Genomic DNA, 18,001 nt, shown 5'->3' with positions numbered 1-18,001 from the left:
TGCACCGTATGCTTTTTGTTGCCCACTTTTTCCGCCTGCTTTCGTTTTCTACCTGATCGTCGTCGTTTGGATAAAATCGATCAGCTGATCGTAGGGCAGGGTGTCCGTCATGAAGGTCACGTCCAGCTTATCGTTAAAACCGGAGGCGATAGCGCCTTCATCGTCGTAGATGCCTGTTATATGGGTGCCGTCCTGCAATGAGGTATCGATCTGCTCAAAATTCTCACTGGTCGCAATGGTACTACCAGTCTGCTGCATAAGAACAAAATAATACAGATTTATAATTGTCACCACGTTTGAATCAACCGTATAAGAAAGCTCAACTTGATAGCCAAGATTTTCGATTTCTGAGACAGTGATCTGATCTGGTTGGTAAACTTCGTTTTCAGCAAAAACAATGTCATATTGACTTCTGACCGCCTTCGTATCCGGGAACTGCTGCTTTTCAGGTCTCTTTTCCTGTATGAAAGTATGACTGTCATCCGGTCCATAATAGGTCGAAACCTCGCCGGAATTTTGGTTTAAAGCCACAAAAAAGTTGTATACATTGTCGGCGAATACGCCTCCAATCGGCGTTATCAGGAACACGAAAACAAGCGCGGCGCAGACGGGTACCGCCGCCAGAGTCCTTGCCTTACGCTTCCGTTTGGCTTTGCGCCGCTCCTGTTCCTCGTAATCGTAAAACCACTGGGGGATAGGCGGAATGTCCTTTTCGGCGATCTGAAAGCCCGCATCTTCCTCCTGCTCGTTTTGCTCAACTTCGTCGAACAGCTCGGGATACTGCTTTATTTTTTTATAAAAATCGCGTTTTTTCATATCCGTTTTTCCCCCTTTTTCTAATTTGGTTTTTGCTTACATACTCAGCACGTAACTATACTTGGTACCGTAAAGGTTGCAATATGCCATCGTACGGTATTCGTACCCTTTAACGACCGCAATGGTATTAGTCGCTGTAGCGCTTCCTCTACCACTTCCGCTGGCCCCCGTACCGAAATTTACCCACGAACCGTTCACTTTCCTTTGGAGCTGGCAGGATATGGTAATGTATTCCGAGCCATTTGAGCGGGCCGTCGCGTTTATATTTATGGAGTAATTGGTAGCCATTCCAATTCCGCATGTATATTGAGAAGCCCGCGGTGAAACCGTAATTTCCTGCAATGCTTCTTGCGGGCTTGGCGTTTCCGCGGCAAAGGCCGCCACCGGCATCAACAGGCACAGCACCGCAGCGCATAAGAGAGAGATTAGTTTTTTCATTGTTTAGAGTCCTCCTTATTTATTGTAGTACTGTTATAACGAAACAAAAGCAGTCAAAGGGGGAATCCATCACAAATTTTTAATAATTTTCCGCAATTTTTTCATCCAATACCTCATCCTGTCCCTGCTTACGCCATTTTTCCTGCACACGACGCGGATTGGAACGCCGTCCAGAAAATGCTCCTGAAAGGATTTCCGCAAATCAAGGGGCATTTCTTTGATCAACTCTTCAACGGTGAGCCTGAAGAAAAGATCGTCTTCAAAATTTCTTTCGGGCGGATGGACGAGGTAATACATTTCCTCCCGGTCTTTATCCTTTTGACGTTTTTTGATAAAGGAAACAGCCTCGTTTTTAAAGACGGTGACAAGCCATGGCTTCAGGTCGTCTTCATTGGTAGGATAATTTTTCTCATAGAGCACTTTTGAGAACTTGAAGTACAGGATGTCTTCGGTATCTTCTTTGTTTCCGACGATCCTGAAAATGATACGGAAATAGAACCCGTAATACTTATAGAATACCTGAAATAAAATAACTGCACGATTCATAGTAGCCCCAATCAGAAACAAACCGTAGCCTGATGAAAATACCAAAATTACTCATTTCCAATTCTATCACAGTTTTCATTAAAAAAATATTATAATTTTACTCCTTTACCACATTCGGTTTCGTTATATAAGTGAAAGGATAAATATACGCTGTTTTGTGAGGGGGGATTTTTGCAATGAAGCGAACTGTTTTATGAAAAAAGTACGGCAGCCCGGCCGGGAAATAATTGTGAAGCGTCCATATTGGCTACGCTACTTGCTTTTATTCAGCCAAGGATACAAGGCAGGAAAGTAAAGTCATCACTATGATAAAATATTGAAACGCGAAAAATCAAAGCATAAGCTTGGTTTGTTAAAAAAAAATATACTGTAAAAGCATCTTTATGGCATCAGCCGGTAGGGATGTTTTTTGTATCACTGTTTGCCGGGCGCGCAGTCCTCCGGCAGCCTCCATTTTGAAGTTGTTTTATGCAAATGAAATGGAGGTTAAATGATGAAAATAATCAATCTGAGGAGATACTATCAACTGGATACAGACCTGTTTGTGGAGGTGGAAGACGAGGTTGCCGAATTGCTGGAGAAAAGCCTGAAGGCCGACAAAGCATACGACGCCCGCGTATCCTATCACAACGCATATTATTCGCTCGATGTTGGGGATGGAATTGAAGGGAAAGCAATCAAGCCTGTGGAATCCGCCGAGGAACTGTACCTGAAAGCGGTCGCGGTCAAAGAGCTATTTGACGCAATCAATAAATTGCCTGAAAAACAGAGGATGCGCCTTTTCCGGTATTATATCGAAGGCATGGCGGAAACAGAACTGGCAAAAAAGGAAGGAGTGGTAATTCCGGCAATTTCAAAGTCCATTAAAAAAGGACGCAAGAACCTGAAAAAGCTGTTGAAGAAAGACTGACGGTAAAAAAATCTGATTTTAATGAAAAAAATTTGGAAAGGGGGTAAAAAAACGGGGCGTAGTTCTGGTGTATAATGGAGGACGTCTTGGAAAAAATCAGAGGGGAATAGCCGCCACCGGATAAAATTTGCGCCAGATCGATGCAAATGACGGCTATTCGGGCAGCCGCGTCCACAAGAAGGATGCGGCTGTCTTTTGATTCAGAAAAAGAATTACAGAACAAATAGGAGGGGATTTTATGGATTGGGAATACATGGTTGTCAAAAGGTATTATCGCGATGGGATTTACGAGGCCCGGATCATTGCGCGCAAGGATTTCAGCAGGGAGGATTTTCCGGAAAGTAAAAGTGAATACCGGCAGGAATTTTATCCATGTACCAATTTTTTAAAAGCCCTCAGGGCAATGAATTACACATTCAGTCTAAAGAAAAATACAAAGGAACCGAGCAAGAAATGAAGGGTACGGGCTGCGGCGCGTTATGGCCTCAACAAAAAAATACCATTCCACGCACATCGTGCGTAAAATGGTATTTGGCGGAGCAGAGAGGATTTGAACCTCCGGAACGCTATTAACGTTCACACGATTTCCAATCGTGCGCCTTAAGCCAGCTCAGCCACTGCTCCACGCTTTATACAGCGTTAATTATTTTACCATAAGTGTGGCGCCGTAACAAGCTTTTTTCCAATTTTTTATTTTGCTTTTTTAAAAAAGCTTTACCGCTCGCCTGACCTCTCGAGCTTGCCAATCTGTTCTTCCGATCCGATTACCACGAGTACGTCGTCTGACATGATGATATCGCCGGGCAATGGGCTTACATTGACGGAACCGGACGCGTTTTTGATCGCAATGATGTTGATCCCGTATTTTTTGCGGAAATCCACGTCGATCAGCGTCTGCCCCGCCCATGCGGGATGTACTTCCAGCTCGGCAATGCCGTAGTCCTCAGACAGCTCGATAAAATCAAGTATGTTGGAGGAAAGAAGGTTGTGGGCTACGCGGATACCCATGTCCCGCTCGGGGAACACCACCTTATCCACGCCCATTTTATACAGAACCTTTGCGTGAACCTCGCTTTGTGCCTTAACCAGCACAAGGTCAATGCCCTGATCTTTACAGATTAACGCCGCCATAATGCTGGACTGGATTTCCCCAAGGCATACGCAGGCCACGTCGAAGTTGCGGATGCCCAGCGACTTTAACGCCTGCTCGTCTGTTGCGTCTGCCTGCACGGCATGGGTGGCGTAGGAAAGCGCCTGATTGATCTTTTCTTCATTTGCATCGATCACGAGGACTTCCGCATCCTGATCTACCAGTGTTTTGGCAACGCTGGTACCAAAACGGCCCAGACCGATTACTACATACTGTTTTTTCATAACGATAACTCCATTTGCCGCCTTTTTGGTATACGGCGCACCATGATTCGCTTATCCAATCATTACCCTGTCTTCAGGGTAACGGATGCTGCATTGATCTTGATGGGACATACGCTTTGCCACCGCCATAGACATTGTAAACACACCAACCCTGCCGCCAAACATTGTAATCATCAGAAGAACCTGACTGAACGGCGAAAGCGAGGCCGTAATGCCTGTGGAAAGACCGACGGTTCCAAACGCGGATACTGTCTCGAATAAAATATCGGAAACGCTGACGTGCGACTGGTCTACGATAGAAATCAACGTGACCATCACACCTACAAATACCAGTGCAAGCGTTGCGATGGTAATCGCACGCATCATAACATCCTTGTTGATGCGCCGTTTCATGACAACAGTGTCCTGCTTGCCTGTGACAATCGTTGCGACAAGGAAAAGCAGCATAACGGCAGTTGTGGTTTTGATACCGCCGCCCGTACCGGACGGAGAAGCGCCAATAAACATCAGCGCAGTCGTCGCGATTTTCGAAGCGGGGGTAAGGTCTGCCTGCGGGATCGTTGCATAGCCCGCGGTACGCGGAGTGACGGACTGGAACATCGCGCCCAGCACCTTATCGCCTGCGCTCAGGCCTTCCGCTCCAAGCGTTTTTGGATTGTTGCTCTCCAAAGCAAGGAAGAACAAAAAGCCCGCGAGGACGAGCACTCCAGAGACGATCAATACAATTTTTGTATGAAGTTTCAGATGATATTTGCGGCCCAAAAGAGCCTTCCTGTAAAGCTCTACGACGACAAAGAAGCCGAGCCCGCCGACTGTAATGAGGGCCATAACCGTAATTGTAACAAGCGGATCGTATGCGTATGGCACAAGGCTGTTTCCCAGCCCAAATACATCGAAGCCCGCGTTACAGAAGGAAGAAATTGAATGGAAAATACTGTAATAAAGGCCCTGCCCAAATCCATACTCCGGAATAAAGCGGATGGAAAGCAGAAGGATACCCGCGACCTCGGTGAGCAGGGTTACAAGCAAAACGTTGCGCGTCATATGGACGACGCCCTGCAGGTTTGTTTCGTTGAGGGAGTCTTTGATCACCATGCGGTCTTTGAGCGTAATGCGCCGCCCAAGCAGCATATACACCATGGAGGTTGCGGTCATGAACCCGATGCCCCCAAGCTGGATCAGGATCAGCATCACGATTTGCCCAAACAGGGAGTAGGCCGTGCCGATTTCCACAACCGAAAGCCCTGTTACACAAATTGCCGATGTGGAAGAAAAAAACGCAGGCAGGATTCCAACAGACTCTCCTGTACTCGATGCAATGGGCAGGCACAAAAGGAGCCCGCCGATCACAATCATTCCGCCAAAACCAAATACCAATATTTCAGCAGGATTAAGCCGCCTTCTTTTTCTGATCACGCTCAAGTTTCCTGTGTCCCTTCATTCACATTTCTGCAAATTAACATACATTATACACTATACTCCCTTTCCCCAAAAAGTACAGACCTAAAAAATAAAAGTTTTCTAAAAAAAATTAATGAAAAATGGAATATTTTAAAATTTTAATGAATATATTTATATATAAGATATCGAAAGATGATAGAAAAGGAGAAATAACCATGGATAAAAATGCTATCGATGTTCTGGTAATCGATGACGATGGAACAATATCGCATTCTCTGGAATCCTACCTGGCAACACGGGAGGATATTGAGCACGTAGACTGTGCCGGTTCGGTGAGGGAAGCGATGGAATATTGCAACGTCCACCCCTATGATGTGGCGATTGTCGATCTTGTGATGCCCGGGCATGACGGTTTTAGTTTTTTGGAAAAACTGCACAACGAGCACATGCCAAAAATTCCTGATACGATTGTAGTGTCGGCAATCAGCAGCGAGGACGTTATCAAAAAAGCATTTGATATGGGTGCAAAGTACTATATGGTTAAGCCGTATCAAAACGACGTGCTTTACCGCAGGATATGGGATGTGCTGAGCCTGCGGGGCGCAACCCAGACAGCAGGAATTGTGATCAAAGGGAAGGTAAGCCTGGAACAGCGCGTTGCAGACCTGTTTTTAAAAATCGGCGTACCGCCGCATCTCAAAGGATACCAGTATTTGAAGGAAGCCGTGAAGATGACTGTGGAAGACAGGATGATTATATACAGTATTACAAAACGCCTGTATCCTGAAATTGCAGAGCATTTCCATGTAACGGCGACAAAGGTGGAACTGGCGATCCGGCACACCATTGAGGTCATGTACGACAGGGATAAAATGAAAAATGTAAGCGCTGTACTTGGGTTCCCGGTGGGCGGAAGCAAGCAAAAGCCGACAAACGGAGAATTTATTGCCCTGCTCGCGGATAAGCTGATCAGCGATGATGAAGCTTAGAATAAATATTCATGATTTCTGTTTCACAGGATTGTTTCACAAAATGTATAAATGTGGAAAACGTGGATAACATTGTGGAAAACCCGGTCACAAAACAGGGCGGCATTGCCCTTTTGTGCATGACTTTGTGGAAAACGTGGATAAAGGGATGAATAATGGGGATTTCTTAATGAATAATTGAGTTTCAGGGGCAGTTATTCTTTTAGAAAAAAATGTATAAAAAGTAATAAAAATACAATAATATTGGATATATATTCTTTTTTAGCTTGCTGTGTCAGGATAGAAACCTGCGCGGCAAGCTATTTTTTATACTGTGCACTTGACAATAGTGTGCGGCGCACAGTATAATGCAAATATAGTGTACGACACACAGTATGTTAAATGGAGGCGGGCAAATGGATACGGCAGAAGAAATCCTGAACGGATTGCTACAGGAGCTGCGGCGGGGAACGATTGTAATGGGCGTACTAAGCCAGCTGGAAGAACCGCGATATGGCTATTCGTTGGTACAGCGGCTCAATGAAGCGGGAATGCCGACCGAAGCCGGCACCTTATATCCATTGCTGAGAAGGCTCGAAAAGCAGGGGCTTTTGAAAAGCGAATGGGAGACAGGCGGAGCAAAACCGCGAAAATATTATGTGATCACGCAAATGGGCGGCGAGGTTTATAAAAAGCTGCTCCTTCAATGGAAGGAATTGGCACAGACGATCGCACGGATGACGGACGGAGGGCAGGAAAATGAGTGAAATGACCATGCGGGAGATGATAGAGCGGTATGTGTACGACGTGGTACGCAGGTTGCCGCAGTCGCAGCGCGAAGACATCAGCAGGGAGCTGCGAACCCTGATTGACGACATGATAGAAGAACGTGCGGACAACGGAAGAACAGAGCAGGAAAATGCGGAGGAGGTTTTAAAGGAGCTTGGCTCGCCGTTTGCGCTCGCAGGAAAATACCGCGATTCCAAGAAATACCTGATAGGCCCTGCGTATTATGAGCAGTACTGGTTTGTTTTGAAGATCGTGCTGATTGCCGTGACAGTTGGGATGGTAATTGCCTCTATCGTTCAGGGCGCGGTATGGGCGGTTGAAGCGCCTTCAGCGCAGGATCAGGCACAGATGATCGGCATGATCGCGTCGGGTATTGGAAATGCGGTTGCAGGCGTGATGATGGGATTGATTCAGGGATTTGCATGGGTAACGCTCATTTTTGTGATTATCGAGCATTGCGCGCTCAAGGTAGATATTACGGGGGCGGTGAACAGCGCGTGGAAACCGCAGGATCTGAAAGACATGCCTGTACCAACTGAAAAAGCAGTCCTCAAAAAAGGGGAATCCATCGCGGGAATCATTTTCACGGTGGCGGTTATTATCCTGTTTAACTTTGTACCATTCCTGATGGGGATTTTTCTATCGGATAACGGAACGCTGCGCGTGATTCCCCTGTTTGACCTCGAAATACTCAAAACAGTGATGCCCCTGCTGAATGTCTGTTTCCTGCTGGGCATTGTGCGTGAGGTGATGCGCGTTATGGTTGGGCGGCATACCGTTATGCTGGGGGTTGCGACTGCAATCCTGAATGTGGCGGCGCTTGTTTTGTCGTGTATTGTCTTTTTCAATCCGGCGGTCTGGAATCAGAACCTGATACAGCAGGTTGCGGCCTTCGGGGCGTTTGCGGACTTCCCGGCGGCTCAGATAGGTGTGTTCTGGGGCTATTTTACAAGCTACTTTGGCTGTATTCTGATCTTTGCGTTTGTTCTGGACAGCGCGGTGTCGCTCTATAAAGGAATCCGGTACGGAAGATCGTAAATATCAAAAAAAGCGGCGCAATCTGCGCCGTTTTTTTTGTAGCTGTAATCTGATTTAAAAAACAGACATCGCAATTTTTCTGTATAGAAAGCGTCAATCTTGAAAAATTGATGCTGCAAGGCAGCAAAAATCTTCCGGCGAAAGATCCTGCGCGCGTGTTTTAGGATCTATTTTACAGGAATCGAGCGCTAAAACCGCTTTTTGGTTCCCGCAGAATTCCTTTAAGTTGTTGAAGATCGTTTTCCGGCGCATGGCGAACGCCGCACGCACCACGGCTGCGTACTGTTCGCGCGGAAGGTCGAAGCAGGGGTGGGTAAGGTCCAGCCGCAAAATGGCGGAATCCACGTCCGGCGCAGGATAAAAGCAGTTACGGGAGACGGTGAACAGGAGCGCAGGCTGCGTATAATAGTTGCATGAAGCGGTAAGCGCACCGTAATCCGTATCGCCGGGACGTGCGCTGAGCCGCTCGGCGACTTCCTTCTGCACCATTGCTGTAATACTGAGCGCCGGCGCATCCGACTCGAGGACCTGCATCAGTATTTTACTGGTGATATAGTAAGGCAAATTCCCACATACGTGAAAAGGCTTCCCCTCAAATTGCTCACGGCAGATTTGGGAAAGGTCGCATTTCAGGATATCGCCTTCCAGCACGGTGACGTTCTCAAAGCCCGCAAGCGTCTGCGCGTGTAAAGCGAGAAGGCCTTTATCGATCTCCACGGAAACGACTTTTTTGGCGCGGGCGGCAAGCGCCTGCGTAAGCGCGCCGAGCCCGGTGCCGATTTCAAGGACATAATCCTTATCCGTAAGGCCGATGCTGTCCGCAATTTTTTGAACGATATTTTCATCACACAGAAAATTCTGCCCAAATTTTTTCAATGGGGATAAATTGTTTTCTTTCAGTAGCTGCGATATCTCACGCGGGGAAGTGACCTTCATGGGCGTTTCTCCAAATAGCGTCGTGTGTACAAAAAACGGCGGGATTATCCCGCCGTCTCTCATGCGTCGTATCAAAAGGACTGTCCCTGCACGACTTTTACCGGACGGGGCGCAGCCTTGTGCGTTCTAACCTAAGATGTAAACCGTCAGGTTCTTGCGGCCCCATGCGTTGCACGCGTCGTCGTTGGGCTGGTCTCCAAGGTAAACGTCGATTACGTTTCCGCCCATACCGCCCGTATCCTCAACGATGCCTGTGCCAAAGCCCGGAATATAGACTCTTGTGCCCATTGGCAACGAGTTACACGCAATCGTAACGCCTGCGCGCGGATACGTCCCGGATGCAGTACGGTTTCCGCTGTTGCAGTACGAGCAATAAGCGGTCACCTGCATATTCCTTGCGGTCTTTCCGCCAAGATCAGGATCGCTGTTGCCTGAGCTGGAGCTGCCGCTGGAAGACGAACCCTTATTGGAAGAGCTGCTCTTTTTGCTTGAACTCGAGCTGCTTGAGGTGCTCTTTTTGGTCGTTTCCTTTTTCGGCTCCGGTTCGGGTTCTACGTAGGTGCCTACAGACATGATCTGGTCTACAGGTTCCTTGATTACATCCCTTGAAACGTCGTCCTCAGAAATCAGCACGCCGTTTTTAAACAACTGCTTATAGGTAATTTGCAGGGTGCCTTCCTGGCCTTCCTGCACGATCTGCGTTTTTCCTTTCGCAAGCTTTGAATCCTCCTGCGTTTTGTTTTCAAACGCAATCGGCTGCTCCTCCGTACGCGTACCGGTCGTCACAATGATGTGGTCGATCGTCATACCGGGCGAGATAAAGGAATCGGCAGAGGGATAAACCTCGTCGTCCGGACCGGGCACAACGCCGGCTTTATCAAGCGCCTCCTGCACGGTACCTGCAAGCATGCTAACCACAATTTCCTGGCCGTTGCTCCTCACGGTGAGGGGCATCGCACGGCGGATAATGATCTCCTGGTCTTCGGAAATCGGATCGGAAAGCTCGGCTTCGAGCACGTCGTCTGCTCCAAGCTCAACATTATTATCTTCTAAAAACTCACCCACAGTACGCGCGGAAGTGGACGCCGATAAAATGCGCCCATTGTCGTTGAGGGTAATTTGTGTCGTTGGTTTTGCAAATGTGGTTGGAATCGCAATCGCAGAAACAAGAGCGACCGCGATGCACGCAAGTGCGGTTGTGCGGAAAAAATTATCCTTAAAAAAGCCGCCTTTTCTGGAAGAACGGTTGCCGCCGTCAGACGGAAGGATCACCTTGCCGGTTCTTCCGTTTGAAGAGGAAAGGGATTCCGCCGGAATGCCCTTCTGGCGCGACTTTACACTGCTGTTTTTTGGACGTCCGACATGAAACAGGCTGATAGAGGAAAACAGGGACTCCAGCTTGCTCCTGTTCCTGCGGCGCCTTCTTCCGGCCCGCGTGGGCACGGGAAGCTCGTCTTCCGTGCTGGAATATTTTTTTGCGGTATAGAGAATGTCCTGATACTTCGTATCCGGATGAAGCGTTACATCCTTTTTCTTTTTACCGATTGGCATATGTATCTAACCTCCAAAAATTTCATGACCTGTCATGAAAGTATACGTATTATATCCCAAAATGGAGGAAAAGTCAATTTTCCAGCCTGTTTTATACCGGGAAATGGGGGATGAAACGCCTGAAAAGCCGCAAAAAATGAGGGTTTTAAAATTATAAATAAATTGTGACGGTTTTGCAATTTTTTTGAAATAATAGTATAATCATGATAATTATTGCAGCAGCTCGAATAGTTATGCAGGCAACAATAAATCTGAATTGAAGGTATCTATGAAAAAAAGAGTTCTTACCTATATAATAGTAGCAATTTTTATTCTGGCTTTGGGCGCTTCGTTGCTGACGGGCTGCTCGTCCATCACGGAAAGCGCGGAGAGCGTTGCAAATTCCTTTGTGAATAAGCTTGTTGCAAAGGATTATTCCGGGGCGTTTGACTATGTGTATGTATTGACGTCGGACGTTAAGACGCGCGACCAGTTTACGGCCCGCTTCAATAATATCTATGAAGCGCTTGAGTTTACAGACGTAAAGCTTATTGGCCGCCAGGTGGTGGAAAAACAGTCCGAAACGGATTACACGCTCACCTATACGCTACAGTTTTCCAGCGATCTTTTGGGCGACGTCACTTATGACTATACTGCGGATATCGTATCCGGCCCGCAGGGATATTCGATCCTGTATACGCCGAGCCTGATTCTTCCCACGCTCGAGGAGGGAGATAAGGTTCGTACCGCTTCGCAGACCGGGGCGCGCGGAGAGATCTTTTCCGCGGACGGCGCGGTGCTGGCAAAAAACGATTATGCACAGAGTGTTTACCTTGATCTGGAAAAAAATCCTGATATTGAAGAGGTGAAAAGCTTCCTGACCGCAAATTTTTCAGCGGATGCGGAAAAAATCCAGAAGAAATACGATAATGCCGTAGAAAAAGGTTATCCACTGGAAGTGTTGCTCACCTATCCCAAAAACACATTGACCGACGAGCAGAAGCAGGCGATATCAGAGGTTAACGGACTTGGGGTTGACGAGGAAAGGCTTTCGCCAATCCGCTATTATCCTTATAAGGACGACGCGGCGCATATCATTGGATATATGGGATCGCCCTCGGAGGAACAGCTCGAACAGGACGATACGATCACAGAAAATTCCAGCGTGGGAAAGGCCGGTCTGGAGCAGCAGCTGGAGCAAACCCTGCGCGGCAAAGACGGGCGTATCATTTATATCGAGGACGAGAAGGGCAATCAAAAGGAAATATTGTACGAGGACAGCAAGACGGACGGAACGAACGTGCAGCTGAGCATCGATTCCAGAACGCAGCAGAAGGCGTATACGCTGATGGCGGCAAATCTCAAGGACGACGAAGGCGGCGCGGTCATTGTCATGGATTACGCGACCGGCGCTGTGGAATCCATGGTGTCGTATCCGTCCTTTGACAATAATTTGTTTAACTTTCCCCTCGATCCTGCCGTATGGGATTATTACAGCAATGAAGACAGCGGGAATCCGCTTTTAAACCGCGCGACACAATCGACATTTATGCCGGGTTCGGCTTTCAAGCCGTTTTCTTCTGTGCCCGCGATCAATGCCGGGGTACTGAACGCGGATTCCGTGCCGCCGATCAAAAAAACACCGCCGCATTCCGAGGGGAATGAAACCGGCTCCTATAGCTGGACGCCGGACATCGAAGGCTGGCATTCCGGAGCGATTTATTCAAAGGATGTGGCAAAATCCCCGGGGACTTACGAAATGGCGATGAAGTCTTCGGATAACATTTACTTTGCGTATTATGCGCTGCAAACAACGCTTGAGCCGTTTAAGTCCTATCTTGAGAGCATTGGCATCGGTGGAGAACCGCCGGCGTTTGATCTTCCGGTCAAAGCGTCAAGCATGGTCAGCGGTGACGAGGAGAGCATAGACTGGCTCGACTGGCTCGCGCGTACAGGCTATGGAACAGGGCAGCTTGTAATCAGCCCGCTCCAGCTTGCAACGATGTATACGGCACTGGAAAACAACGGCAATATGGTAAATCCGACGCTTGTAAGCCGAACCTTTACAATCGATGAAAATGAAAATGAGACGACAGTGGAGGAGAAGCAGGTCAGTTATTACAAGGAAAACACGATGAGCCAGAATGTCATCGATATTGAAAAGCCCGCACTTCGGCGCGTTATGGTCGACGGTACAGGCTATAACGCATTATTGGGTAACAAGTTTAATATATATGGAAAAACCGGAACGGCGCAGGTTGGTGAAAACAGCCTGAAGCGTGAAGTGAACTGGGTAATTGCGCTCAACGAGGACGATGGAAAGCTGTACCTTGTAGTTGTGGAAACCGCAGTCAACGAAGGGAATGTGCCCAAGCTTGCGATCCTTCGCGGGCTGGTGGACGAAGAAAGCTATGACGCAGCTCTGCAGACGGTAACACCGGGGCCGACTTCCGGTAGCGGCGATGACTCCGGCACGCAGGATGATGATACTACCGGCGGAGATACAGGAGATTCTGGTACGCAGGGCGAGTGAGGAAATGATGAAGACGAATAAGCTGGATCGGATCGTGAAGATCATACTGGGCATTCTTTTGCTGGCAGTTGGGTGCCTGATGCTCGCCGCACCGGTTATTACGGTGGTTGTGGCAGTCAGGGTAGCGGCGGTAGCGCTGGTAGCCGCTGGAGCATTGCAGCTTGTCTTTCGCTTTTTGGGAAGCTCGCGAAAGGCCTTTCTGTCGATTGACGCGCTGATTGCAATCGTGAATATCCTGCTTGGAATTTTGATTTTAGTATTTGATAAAGCGATTGTACTTTTCCTGCCGGTACTTGTGGCAATCTGGCTGGTGCTTTTGGGCGTGATGCGCATTATGGAAGGCGCCGACGCAAAAAAGAATGCAAAGCAGGGATGGAAAAGAAACGTTGGAATCGGCGTAATTTCCATCATTGGCGGCGTTCTTCTGGTGGTGTTGCAGTGGATTATCGCGATGAATACGATCGGCATACTGATCGCAGTATTTTCCATCATTTACGGGCTGGTTATTTTAAGCGATATGTTCGTTGCAAACAGGAGGCCCCTCACCGATGAAGAGATTGCCGCGGAGGAAAACGCGGATTTTTACCGTTTCGAGGAAAAACTCCACGAGGATGATAAAAAGGATGGCGAATAAACGGCGGGAAGAGGGTTTTGCCTTTTATATTACAAAAAACGCGGATGATTTCATCCGCGTTTTTGATTACCACTTTTTATTCTTTTTATAGGACTTTGCAAACATCATGAATACAATAAATTGTGCGGCACATGCCGCGATTGCAAAGATACGAAAGCCCCACTTGGTACCTTCCGGCATATCCGGCGCCTTCACTGTGAAGAACAACAGCGAAATCGCGGTGACAAGGACAATACTGGTGATGATGAGGATAATACCCCATTTTTTATCTGTCATAAGCGATACCCGGTCTACAGCACGCGAACTTTGATCACGCCTTCAATTTGAGACAGCTCCGCGATCGCGTCGGCGGAAATTTCATGGTCAAGGTTCATAACAGTGTAAGCGATATCCCCGCGTGATTTATTTGCCATGTCCGCAATATTAAGCTCGTAGCTTGCAATTTTATTGGTAATCTGCCCTACCATATTCGGCGAATTTTTATGCAGGATGGTCAGGCGCACCGTATCGGACGGCGGGATAATACATTCCGGCATATTAACGGAATTGACAATCGATCCTGTCTCGATAAAATCACGCAGTTGCTGTGCAGCCATAACCGCGCAGTTTTCCTCACTTTCGGGTGTAGACGCTCCAAGGTGCGGGATCGCCAGCACGTTCGGATGGCAAAGCGTATCCGCATCCGGGAAATCGGTCACATATTTTTTAACCTTTCCGCTTTCGATTGCGTCAAACAGGGAAGTTGTTTTGACGAGCCCGCCGCGCGCAAAATTGAGGATGATCACGCCGTCCTTCATTTTAGAGAACTCGGGCGTGCTCAAAAATCCTTTGGTCTTATCATTTTGCGGAATATGCAGTGTAATGAAATCGGATTTTTCCAAAAGCTCATCAAGCTTTTCAGCCTTATGCGTATACATGGAAATCGTCCATGCTTTATCTACGGAAAGGAACGGATCGTAGCCGATCACATTCATGCCAATCGCAGAAGCGGCGTTGGCAACCATGATGCCGATGGCCCCAAGGCCGATGACGCCAAGCGTCTTGCCCTTGAGCTCGCCGCCGACGAACTGCCCTTTGCCCTTTTCCACAAGCTTCGGAACCTCGTCTCCCTGTCCGCTGAGCGTTTTTACCCAGTCGTATGCCTCAGGAAGGTTGCGCGACGCGGCGATCATGCAGCCAAGCACAAGCTCCTTTACCCCGTTGGCGTTTGCGCCCGGCGTATTAAATACAACGATGCCCTGATCGGTGCATTTATCGATCGGGATATTGTTGGTGCCTGCTCCCGCGCGTGCAATCGCGAGGACGTCTTCCGTAAATTCCATGCCGTGGCAATCTGCGCTGCGCACAATGAACGCGTCGCTCTCACTATCCTCCAAATGGGAAGATACGTTGTATTTTTCCTTGGGGAGGAAGTCATAGATCACAGGCGATATTTTATTCAGCTTTTTAATATTAACCATAATAAACTCCTTATTTATGCTCCGCTTCGAATTTAGCCATATAGGCGATCAGCTCACGCACGCCGCTCTCAGGCATTGCGTTGTAGATGCTGGCGCGCATACCGCCTACGCTGCGGTGGCCCTTGAGATTGACAAGGCCCGCTTTTTTGGCGCCCGCCACAAACTCCTTGTCGAGCTCCTCGCTGCCCGTAATAAACGGTACGTTCATCAGCGAACGGTATTTTGGTTCTACCGTTGCCTGGAACAGTGGCGAATTATCAATAAATTCATAAAGCATGGCAGCCTTTTCCTTGTTGATTTTTTCCATTTCACCCACGCCGCCAAGCTTCTTTAAATGCTTGAACACAAGGCCTGCAATATAAATCGCATAGGTCGGAGGCGTGTTGAACATAGAGCCGTTATCCGCATAGGTCTTATAATTAAGCATTGTAGGCACGCTGTCCGGCGCATGGCCAATGAGGTCGTTGCGGATAATGACGATCGTAACGCCAGCAGGGCCGATGTTTTTCTGTGCGCCCGCATAAATCAGGGCATAATCCGCAACGTTGATTTCTTCGGAAAGAATACAGGAGGACATATCGGAAACGAGCGGAAGGTCTCCCACAGGGGGAAGCTTTGTGAACCTGGTTCCATAAATGGTATTATTGGATGTGATATGCACATAGTCTGCGTCCGGTGTGAACATATCGGCATTAAGCTGCGGAATGTACGAGAACGTTTTATCTTCAGAAGACGCCACAACATTTGCCTCGCCAAACTTTTTGGCCTGTTCGATGGCCTTTTTTGCCCACTGCCCTGTTTTGACAAAATGCGCTTTTTTATATTTTGTCATCAGGTTCAAAGGAACCATTGCAAACTGCAAAGAAGCGCCGCCCTGAAGAAACAGCACGCTGTAATTGTCCGGAATATTCATCAGATCACGCAGATCAGCCTCCGCCGTATCGATAATGTCCTGATACTCTTTGGAACGGTGGCTCATCTCCATGACGTTCATACCGCTGTTGCCATACGAAATGAAATCGTCCTGGGCTTGCTTTAAAACCTCGATTGGCAGGCACGCAGGGCCCGCCGAAAAATTATACACTCTTTCCATTGGTCGAATCCTCCTAAAATGTATGTAAATACAGATACAATTATAATACGGAAAGGCTTTGTTTTCAATAAAATTCACACCGGATCGAAAGATCGGATTAAAATTAAGCCTGAATTGACTGCTTTTGTAACGGGAATGGTATATAATATAGTAGAAACTATATGATCGAAAAAGAGGAAATCCATGGAAGATTTGTTTTCTGGAAACTTAAAGAAAAATGCGCCCCTTGCAGACAGGATGCGTCCAAAGACGCTGGATGAATTTTTGGGGCAGGAACATATCGTGGGGAAAAACACTCTGCTGCGCCGGGCGATCGAGGCGGATAAGCTTGGCTCGTGTATTTTCTGGGGCCCGCCGGGCTGCGGAAAAAGCACGCTTGCCGCGATCATCGCACAGACCACGGGCAGCGATTTTTATAAGCTGAACGCTGTAACGAGCGGCGTAAAGGACGTGCGCGAGGTAATCGACGAGGCGGAAAGCAACCTCAAGATGTACGGCAGGGAAAGCTTTTTGCTGCTCGACGAGTGCCACCGCTGGTCCAAATCGCAGTCAGACAGCGTATTGCCTGCAATGGAAAGCGGTGTTATCAAGCTGATTGGTTCCACCACCGAAAACCCCATGGCTGCAATGACAAGCGCTATCGTTTCGCGCTGCCGCTTGTTTGAGTTTTACGGGCTGACGGAGGAGGATGTAAAAAAAGCCGTATACCGTGCGGCGGAGGATCAGGAAAATGGCTTTGGCAATATGGACCTTACGCTTGACGAGGATGCGGTAGAGCATTGGGCTTCGGTTTCGAACGGCGATATCAGGAGCGCGCTTAACGCGCTCGAGCTTGCGGTGCTAACCACAAAGCCGGATAAAAAGGGAAAGGTGCATATCACGCTTGAAATCGCAGAACAGTCGATCCAGCAGCGCGCGGTGCGTATGGACGACAACGAATATTACGATATGCTGTCCGCATTTTGTAAATCGCTGCGCGGCAGCGACAGCGACGCGGCGCTGTTTTGGTTTGCACGCATGATTTACGCGGGCGTGGATCCGCGTGTGCCTGTGCGCCGTATGATCGCGCATGCCTCCGAAGATGTGGGGCTTGCCAACCCAAGCGTCCTGAACCAGTGCGTCGCTGCCATGCAGGCGCTTGACTTCAACGGAATGCCGGAAGCGCGGCTCAATATCGCCCAGGCGATCATCTACCTGTGCGAGTCGCCAAAGAGCAACAGCGTGCTGCTCGCGGTGGATTCCGCTGCGCGTGCAGCCAGAGAGGTAAAGCGGCAGAATGTGCCCGCTCATTTGCAGGATACAAACTTTGAAAAGGCAAAGCACGAGCAAAAGGGCAAACAATATAAATACGCCCACGATTATCCAAGGCATTATGTGCAGCAGCAATATCTGCCGGACGAGCTCAAAGGAACGGTATTCTACAAGCCCTCCATGCAGGGCTATGAACAGAAGGTACATGAGTACCGGCGGTTTACAGGCAAGGAAAAAAAGCCGGAATAAAACGACAGCAAAATTTTATTTGGTACAAATAAAAA

At 48.2% G+C, this 18,001-nt stretch carries 18 protein-coding genes and 1 tRNA gene; 8 read left to right on the top strand and 11 right to left on the bottom strand.

The window, feature by feature from the left end; genetic code table 11:
- Positions 1-48: 48 nt before the first annotated feature.
- From CHK_RS06910 to CHK_RS06900, 3 genes are all read right to left on the bottom strand, one after another.
- Entirely contained in the window at positions 49-816 is a 768-nt protein-coding gene (locus CHK_RS06910) for a hypothetical protein (RefSeq protein ID WP_046443296.1), read from the bottom strand.
- Positions 817-852: 36 nt separating this feature from the next.
- Entirely contained in the window at positions 853-1,254 is a 402-nt protein-coding gene (locus CHK_RS06905) for a hypothetical protein (protein ID WP_046443295.1), read from the bottom strand.
- 69 nt (positions 1,255-1,323) lie between these two features.
- Positions 1,324-1,800, bottom strand: coding sequence for a sigma-70 family RNA polymerase sigma factor (locus tag CHK_RS06900; RefSeq protein WP_046443294.1), 477 nt, complete (start codon positions 1,798-1,800; stop codon positions 1,324-1,326).
- Positions 1,801-2,290: 490 nt separating this feature from the next.
- Here CHK_RS06900 and CHK_RS06895 point away from each other — a divergent pair, with 490 nt between their 5' ends.
- Both CHK_RS06895 and CHK_RS06890 read left to right on the top strand, forming a co-directional pair.
- A complete protein-coding gene (locus CHK_RS06895; protein WP_131924725.1) occupies positions 2,291-2,710 on the top strand; it encodes a sigma factor-like helix-turn-helix DNA-binding protein in 420 nt (139 codons plus the stop codon).
- A 238-nt stretch (positions 2,711-2,948) separates the two neighbouring features.
- Positions 2,949-3,167 carry a hypothetical protein gene (locus CHK_RS06890; RefSeq protein ID WP_046443292.1) on the top strand — a complete coding sequence of 73 codons (219 nt, stop codon included), beginning with the start codon at positions 2,949-2,951 and terminating at the stop codon, positions 3,165-3,167.
- A gap of 75 nt (positions 3,168-3,242) precedes the next feature.
- On the opposite strand, the gene CHK_RS06885 is transcribed toward CHK_RS06890, so the two are convergent.
- From CHK_RS06885 to CHK_RS06875, 3 genes are all read right to left on the bottom strand, one after another.
- Positions 3,243-3,334, bottom strand: a tRNA-Ser gene (locus tag CHK_RS06885).
- 90 nt (positions 3,335-3,424) lie between these two features.
- Positions 3,425-4,084 (bottom strand): potassium channel family protein, encoded by a 660-nt coding sequence (locus CHK_RS06880; RefSeq protein WP_046443291.1) that lies wholly within the window; start codon positions 4,082-4,084, stop codon positions 3,425-3,427.
- 51 nt (positions 4,085-4,135) lie between these two features.
- Complete coding sequence (locus CHK_RS06875) at positions 4,136-5,500, bottom strand: TrkH family potassium uptake protein (RefSeq protein ID WP_052740434.1); 1,365 nt, start codon at positions 5,498-5,500, stop codon at positions 4,136-4,138.
- Between the two features lie 200 nt (positions 5,501-5,700).
- Between CHK_RS06875 and spo0A the strand changes: the two genes are divergently transcribed.
- From spo0A to CHK_RS06860, 3 genes are all read left to right on the top strand, one after another.
- Complete coding sequence (gene spo0A / locus CHK_RS06870; protein WP_046443289.1) at positions 5,701-6,474, top strand: sporulation transcription factor Spo0A; 774 nt, start codon at positions 5,701-5,703, stop codon at positions 6,472-6,474.
- Positions 6,475-6,869: 395 nt separating this feature from the next.
- Entirely contained in the window at positions 6,870-7,220 is a 351-nt protein-coding gene (locus CHK_RS06865) for a PadR family transcriptional regulator (RefSeq protein ID WP_046443288.1), read from the top strand.
- Positions 7,213-8,280, top strand: coding sequence for an HAAS signaling domain-containing protein (locus tag CHK_RS06860; protein WP_046443287.1), 1,068 nt, complete (start codon positions 7,213-7,215; stop codon positions 8,278-8,280). The genes CHK_RS06865 and CHK_RS06860 overlap by 8 nt, the downstream gene beginning before the upstream one ends.
- A gap of 93 nt (positions 8,281-8,373) precedes the next feature.
- On the opposite strand, the gene rsmA is transcribed toward CHK_RS06860, so the two are convergent.
- Positions 8,374-9,216 (bottom strand): 16S rRNA (adenine(1518)-N(6)/adenine(1519)-N(6))-dimethyltransferase RsmA, encoded by an 843-nt coding sequence (gene rsmA, locus CHK_RS06855; protein ID WP_046443286.1) that lies wholly within the window; start codon positions 9,214-9,216, stop codon positions 8,374-8,376.
- 126 nt (positions 9,217-9,342) lie between these two features.
- A complete protein-coding gene (locus CHK_RS15660) occupies positions 9,343-10,767 on the bottom strand; it encodes a 3D domain-containing protein (RefSeq protein WP_052740433.1) in 1,425 nt (474 codons plus the stop codon).
- A gap of 268 nt (positions 10,768-11,035) precedes the next feature.
- Here CHK_RS15660 and CHK_RS06845 point away from each other — a divergent pair, with 268 nt between their 5' ends.
- Both CHK_RS06845 and CHK_RS06840 read left to right on the top strand, forming a co-directional pair.
- Complete coding sequence (locus CHK_RS06845) at positions 11,036-13,279, top strand: penicillin-binding transpeptidase domain-containing protein (protein WP_046443285.1); 2,244 nt, start codon at positions 11,036-11,038, stop codon at positions 13,277-13,279.
- Positions 13,227-13,913 carry a DUF308 domain-containing protein gene (locus CHK_RS06840; protein ID WP_160295608.1) on the top strand — a complete coding sequence of 229 codons (687 nt, stop codon included), beginning with the start codon at positions 13,227-13,229 and terminating at the stop codon, positions 13,911-13,913. The genes CHK_RS06845 and CHK_RS06840 overlap by 53 nt, the downstream gene beginning before the upstream one ends.
- A gap of 66 nt (positions 13,914-13,979) precedes the next feature.
- On the opposite strand, the gene CHK_RS06835 is transcribed toward CHK_RS06840, so the two are convergent.
- From CHK_RS06835 to serC, 3 genes are read right to left on the bottom strand one after another with little or no spacing between them, the layout of a single operon-like run.
- Positions 13,980-14,189, bottom strand: a complete 210-nt coding sequence (locus CHK_RS06835; protein ID WP_046443283.1) for a hypothetical protein — start codon at positions 14,187-14,189, stop codon at positions 13,980-13,982.
- 14 nt (positions 14,190-14,203) lie between these two features.
- A complete protein-coding gene (locus CHK_RS06830; RefSeq protein WP_046443282.1) occupies positions 14,204-15,373 on the bottom strand; it encodes a phosphoglycerate dehydrogenase in 1,170 nt (389 codons plus the stop codon).
- A gap of 10 nt (positions 15,374-15,383) precedes the next feature.
- The gene (serC, locus tag CHK_RS06825) at positions 15,384-16,466 is read right to left on the bottom strand and encodes a 3-phosphoserine/phosphohydroxythreonine transaminase (RefSeq protein WP_046443281.1); all 1,083 of its coding nucleotides are present in this window, start codon (positions 16,464-16,466) and stop codon (positions 15,384-15,386) included.
- A gap of 183 nt (positions 16,467-16,649) precedes the next feature.
- Here serC and CHK_RS06820 point away from each other — a divergent pair, with 183 nt between their 5' ends.
- On the top strand, positions 16,650-17,966 hold the full coding sequence (locus CHK_RS06820) for a replication-associated recombination protein A (RefSeq protein ID WP_046443280.1): 1,317 nt from the start codon (positions 16,650-16,652) through the stop codon (positions 17,964-17,966).
- The last annotated feature ends 35 nt before the right edge of the window (positions 17,967-18,001 follow it).

This window comes from Christensenella hongkongensis, assembly GCF_000981035.1.
Lineage (GTDB): Bacteria > Bacillota > Clostridia > Christensenellales > Christensenellaceae > Christensenella > Christensenella hongkongensis.
The sequence above is the reverse complement of the archived record's forward strand: the minus strand, read 5'-3'. Positions and strand labels throughout refer to the sequence as shown.

Excerpts from the sequence above, each read along its gene's own strand:
- CHK_RS06840 (WP_160295608.1), top strand. The coding sequence starts at position 13,227 with ATGATGATACTACCGGCGGAGATACAGGAGATTCTGGTACGCAGGGCG.
- rsmA (WP_046443286.1), bottom strand. The coding sequence starts at position 9,216 with ATGAAGGTCACTTCCCCGCGTGAGATATCGCAGCTACTGAAAGAAAAC.
- CHK_RS06865 (WP_046443288.1), top strand. The coding sequence starts at position 6,870 with ATGGATACGGCAGAAGAAATCCTGAACGGATTGCTACAGGAGCTGCGG.
- CHK_RS06835 (WP_046443283.1), bottom strand. The coding sequence starts at position 14,189 with ATGACAGATAAAAAATGGGGTATTATCCTCATCATCACCAGTATTGTC.
- CHK_RS06895 (WP_131924725.1), top strand. The coding sequence starts at position 2,291 with ATGATGAAAATAATCAATCTGAGGAGATACTATCAACTGGATACAGAC.
- spo0A (WP_046443289.1), top strand. The coding sequence starts at position 5,701 with ATGGATAAAAATGCTATCGATGTTCTGGTAATCGATGACGATGGAACA.
- CHK_RS06900 (WP_046443294.1), bottom strand. The coding sequence starts at position 1,800 with ATGAATCGTGCAGTTATTTTATTTCAGGTATTCTATAAGTATTACGGG.
- CHK_RS06860 (WP_046443287.1), top strand. The coding sequence starts at position 7,213 with ATGAGTGAAATGACCATGCGGGAGATGATAGAGCGGTATGTGTACGAC.
- CHK_RS06880 (WP_046443291.1), bottom strand. The coding sequence starts at position 4,084 with ATGAAAAAACAGTATGTAGTAATCGGTCTGGGCCGTTTTGGTACCAGC.
- CHK_RS15660 (WP_052740433.1), bottom strand. The coding sequence starts at position 10,767 with ATGCCAATCGGTAAAAAGAAAAAGGATGTAACGCTTCATCCGGATACG.
- CHK_RS06910 (WP_046443296.1), bottom strand. The coding sequence starts at position 816 with ATGAAAAAACGCGATTTTTATAAAAAAATAAAGCAGTATCCCGAGCTG.
- serC (WP_046443281.1), bottom strand. The coding sequence starts at position 16,466 with ATGGAAAGAGTGTATAATTTTTCGGCGGGCCCTGCGTGCCTGCCAATC.
- CHK_RS06890 (WP_046443292.1), top strand. The coding sequence starts at position 2,949 with ATGGATTGGGAATACATGGTTGTCAAAAGGTATTATCGCGATGGGATT.
- CHK_RS06905 (WP_046443295.1), bottom strand. The coding sequence starts at position 1,254 with ATGAAAAAACTAATCTCTCTCTTATGCGCTGCGGTGCTGTGCCTGTTG.
- CHK_RS06845 (WP_046443285.1), top strand. The coding sequence starts at position 11,036 with ATGAAAAAAAGAGTTCTTACCTATATAATAGTAGCAATTTTTATTCTG.
- CHK_RS06820 (WP_046443280.1), top strand. The coding sequence starts at position 16,650 with ATGGAAGATTTGTTTTCTGGAAACTTAAAGAAAAATGCGCCCCTTGCA.
- CHK_RS06830 (WP_046443282.1), bottom strand. The coding sequence starts at position 15,373 with ATGGTTAATATTAAAAAGCTGAATAAAATATCGCCTGTGATCTATGAC.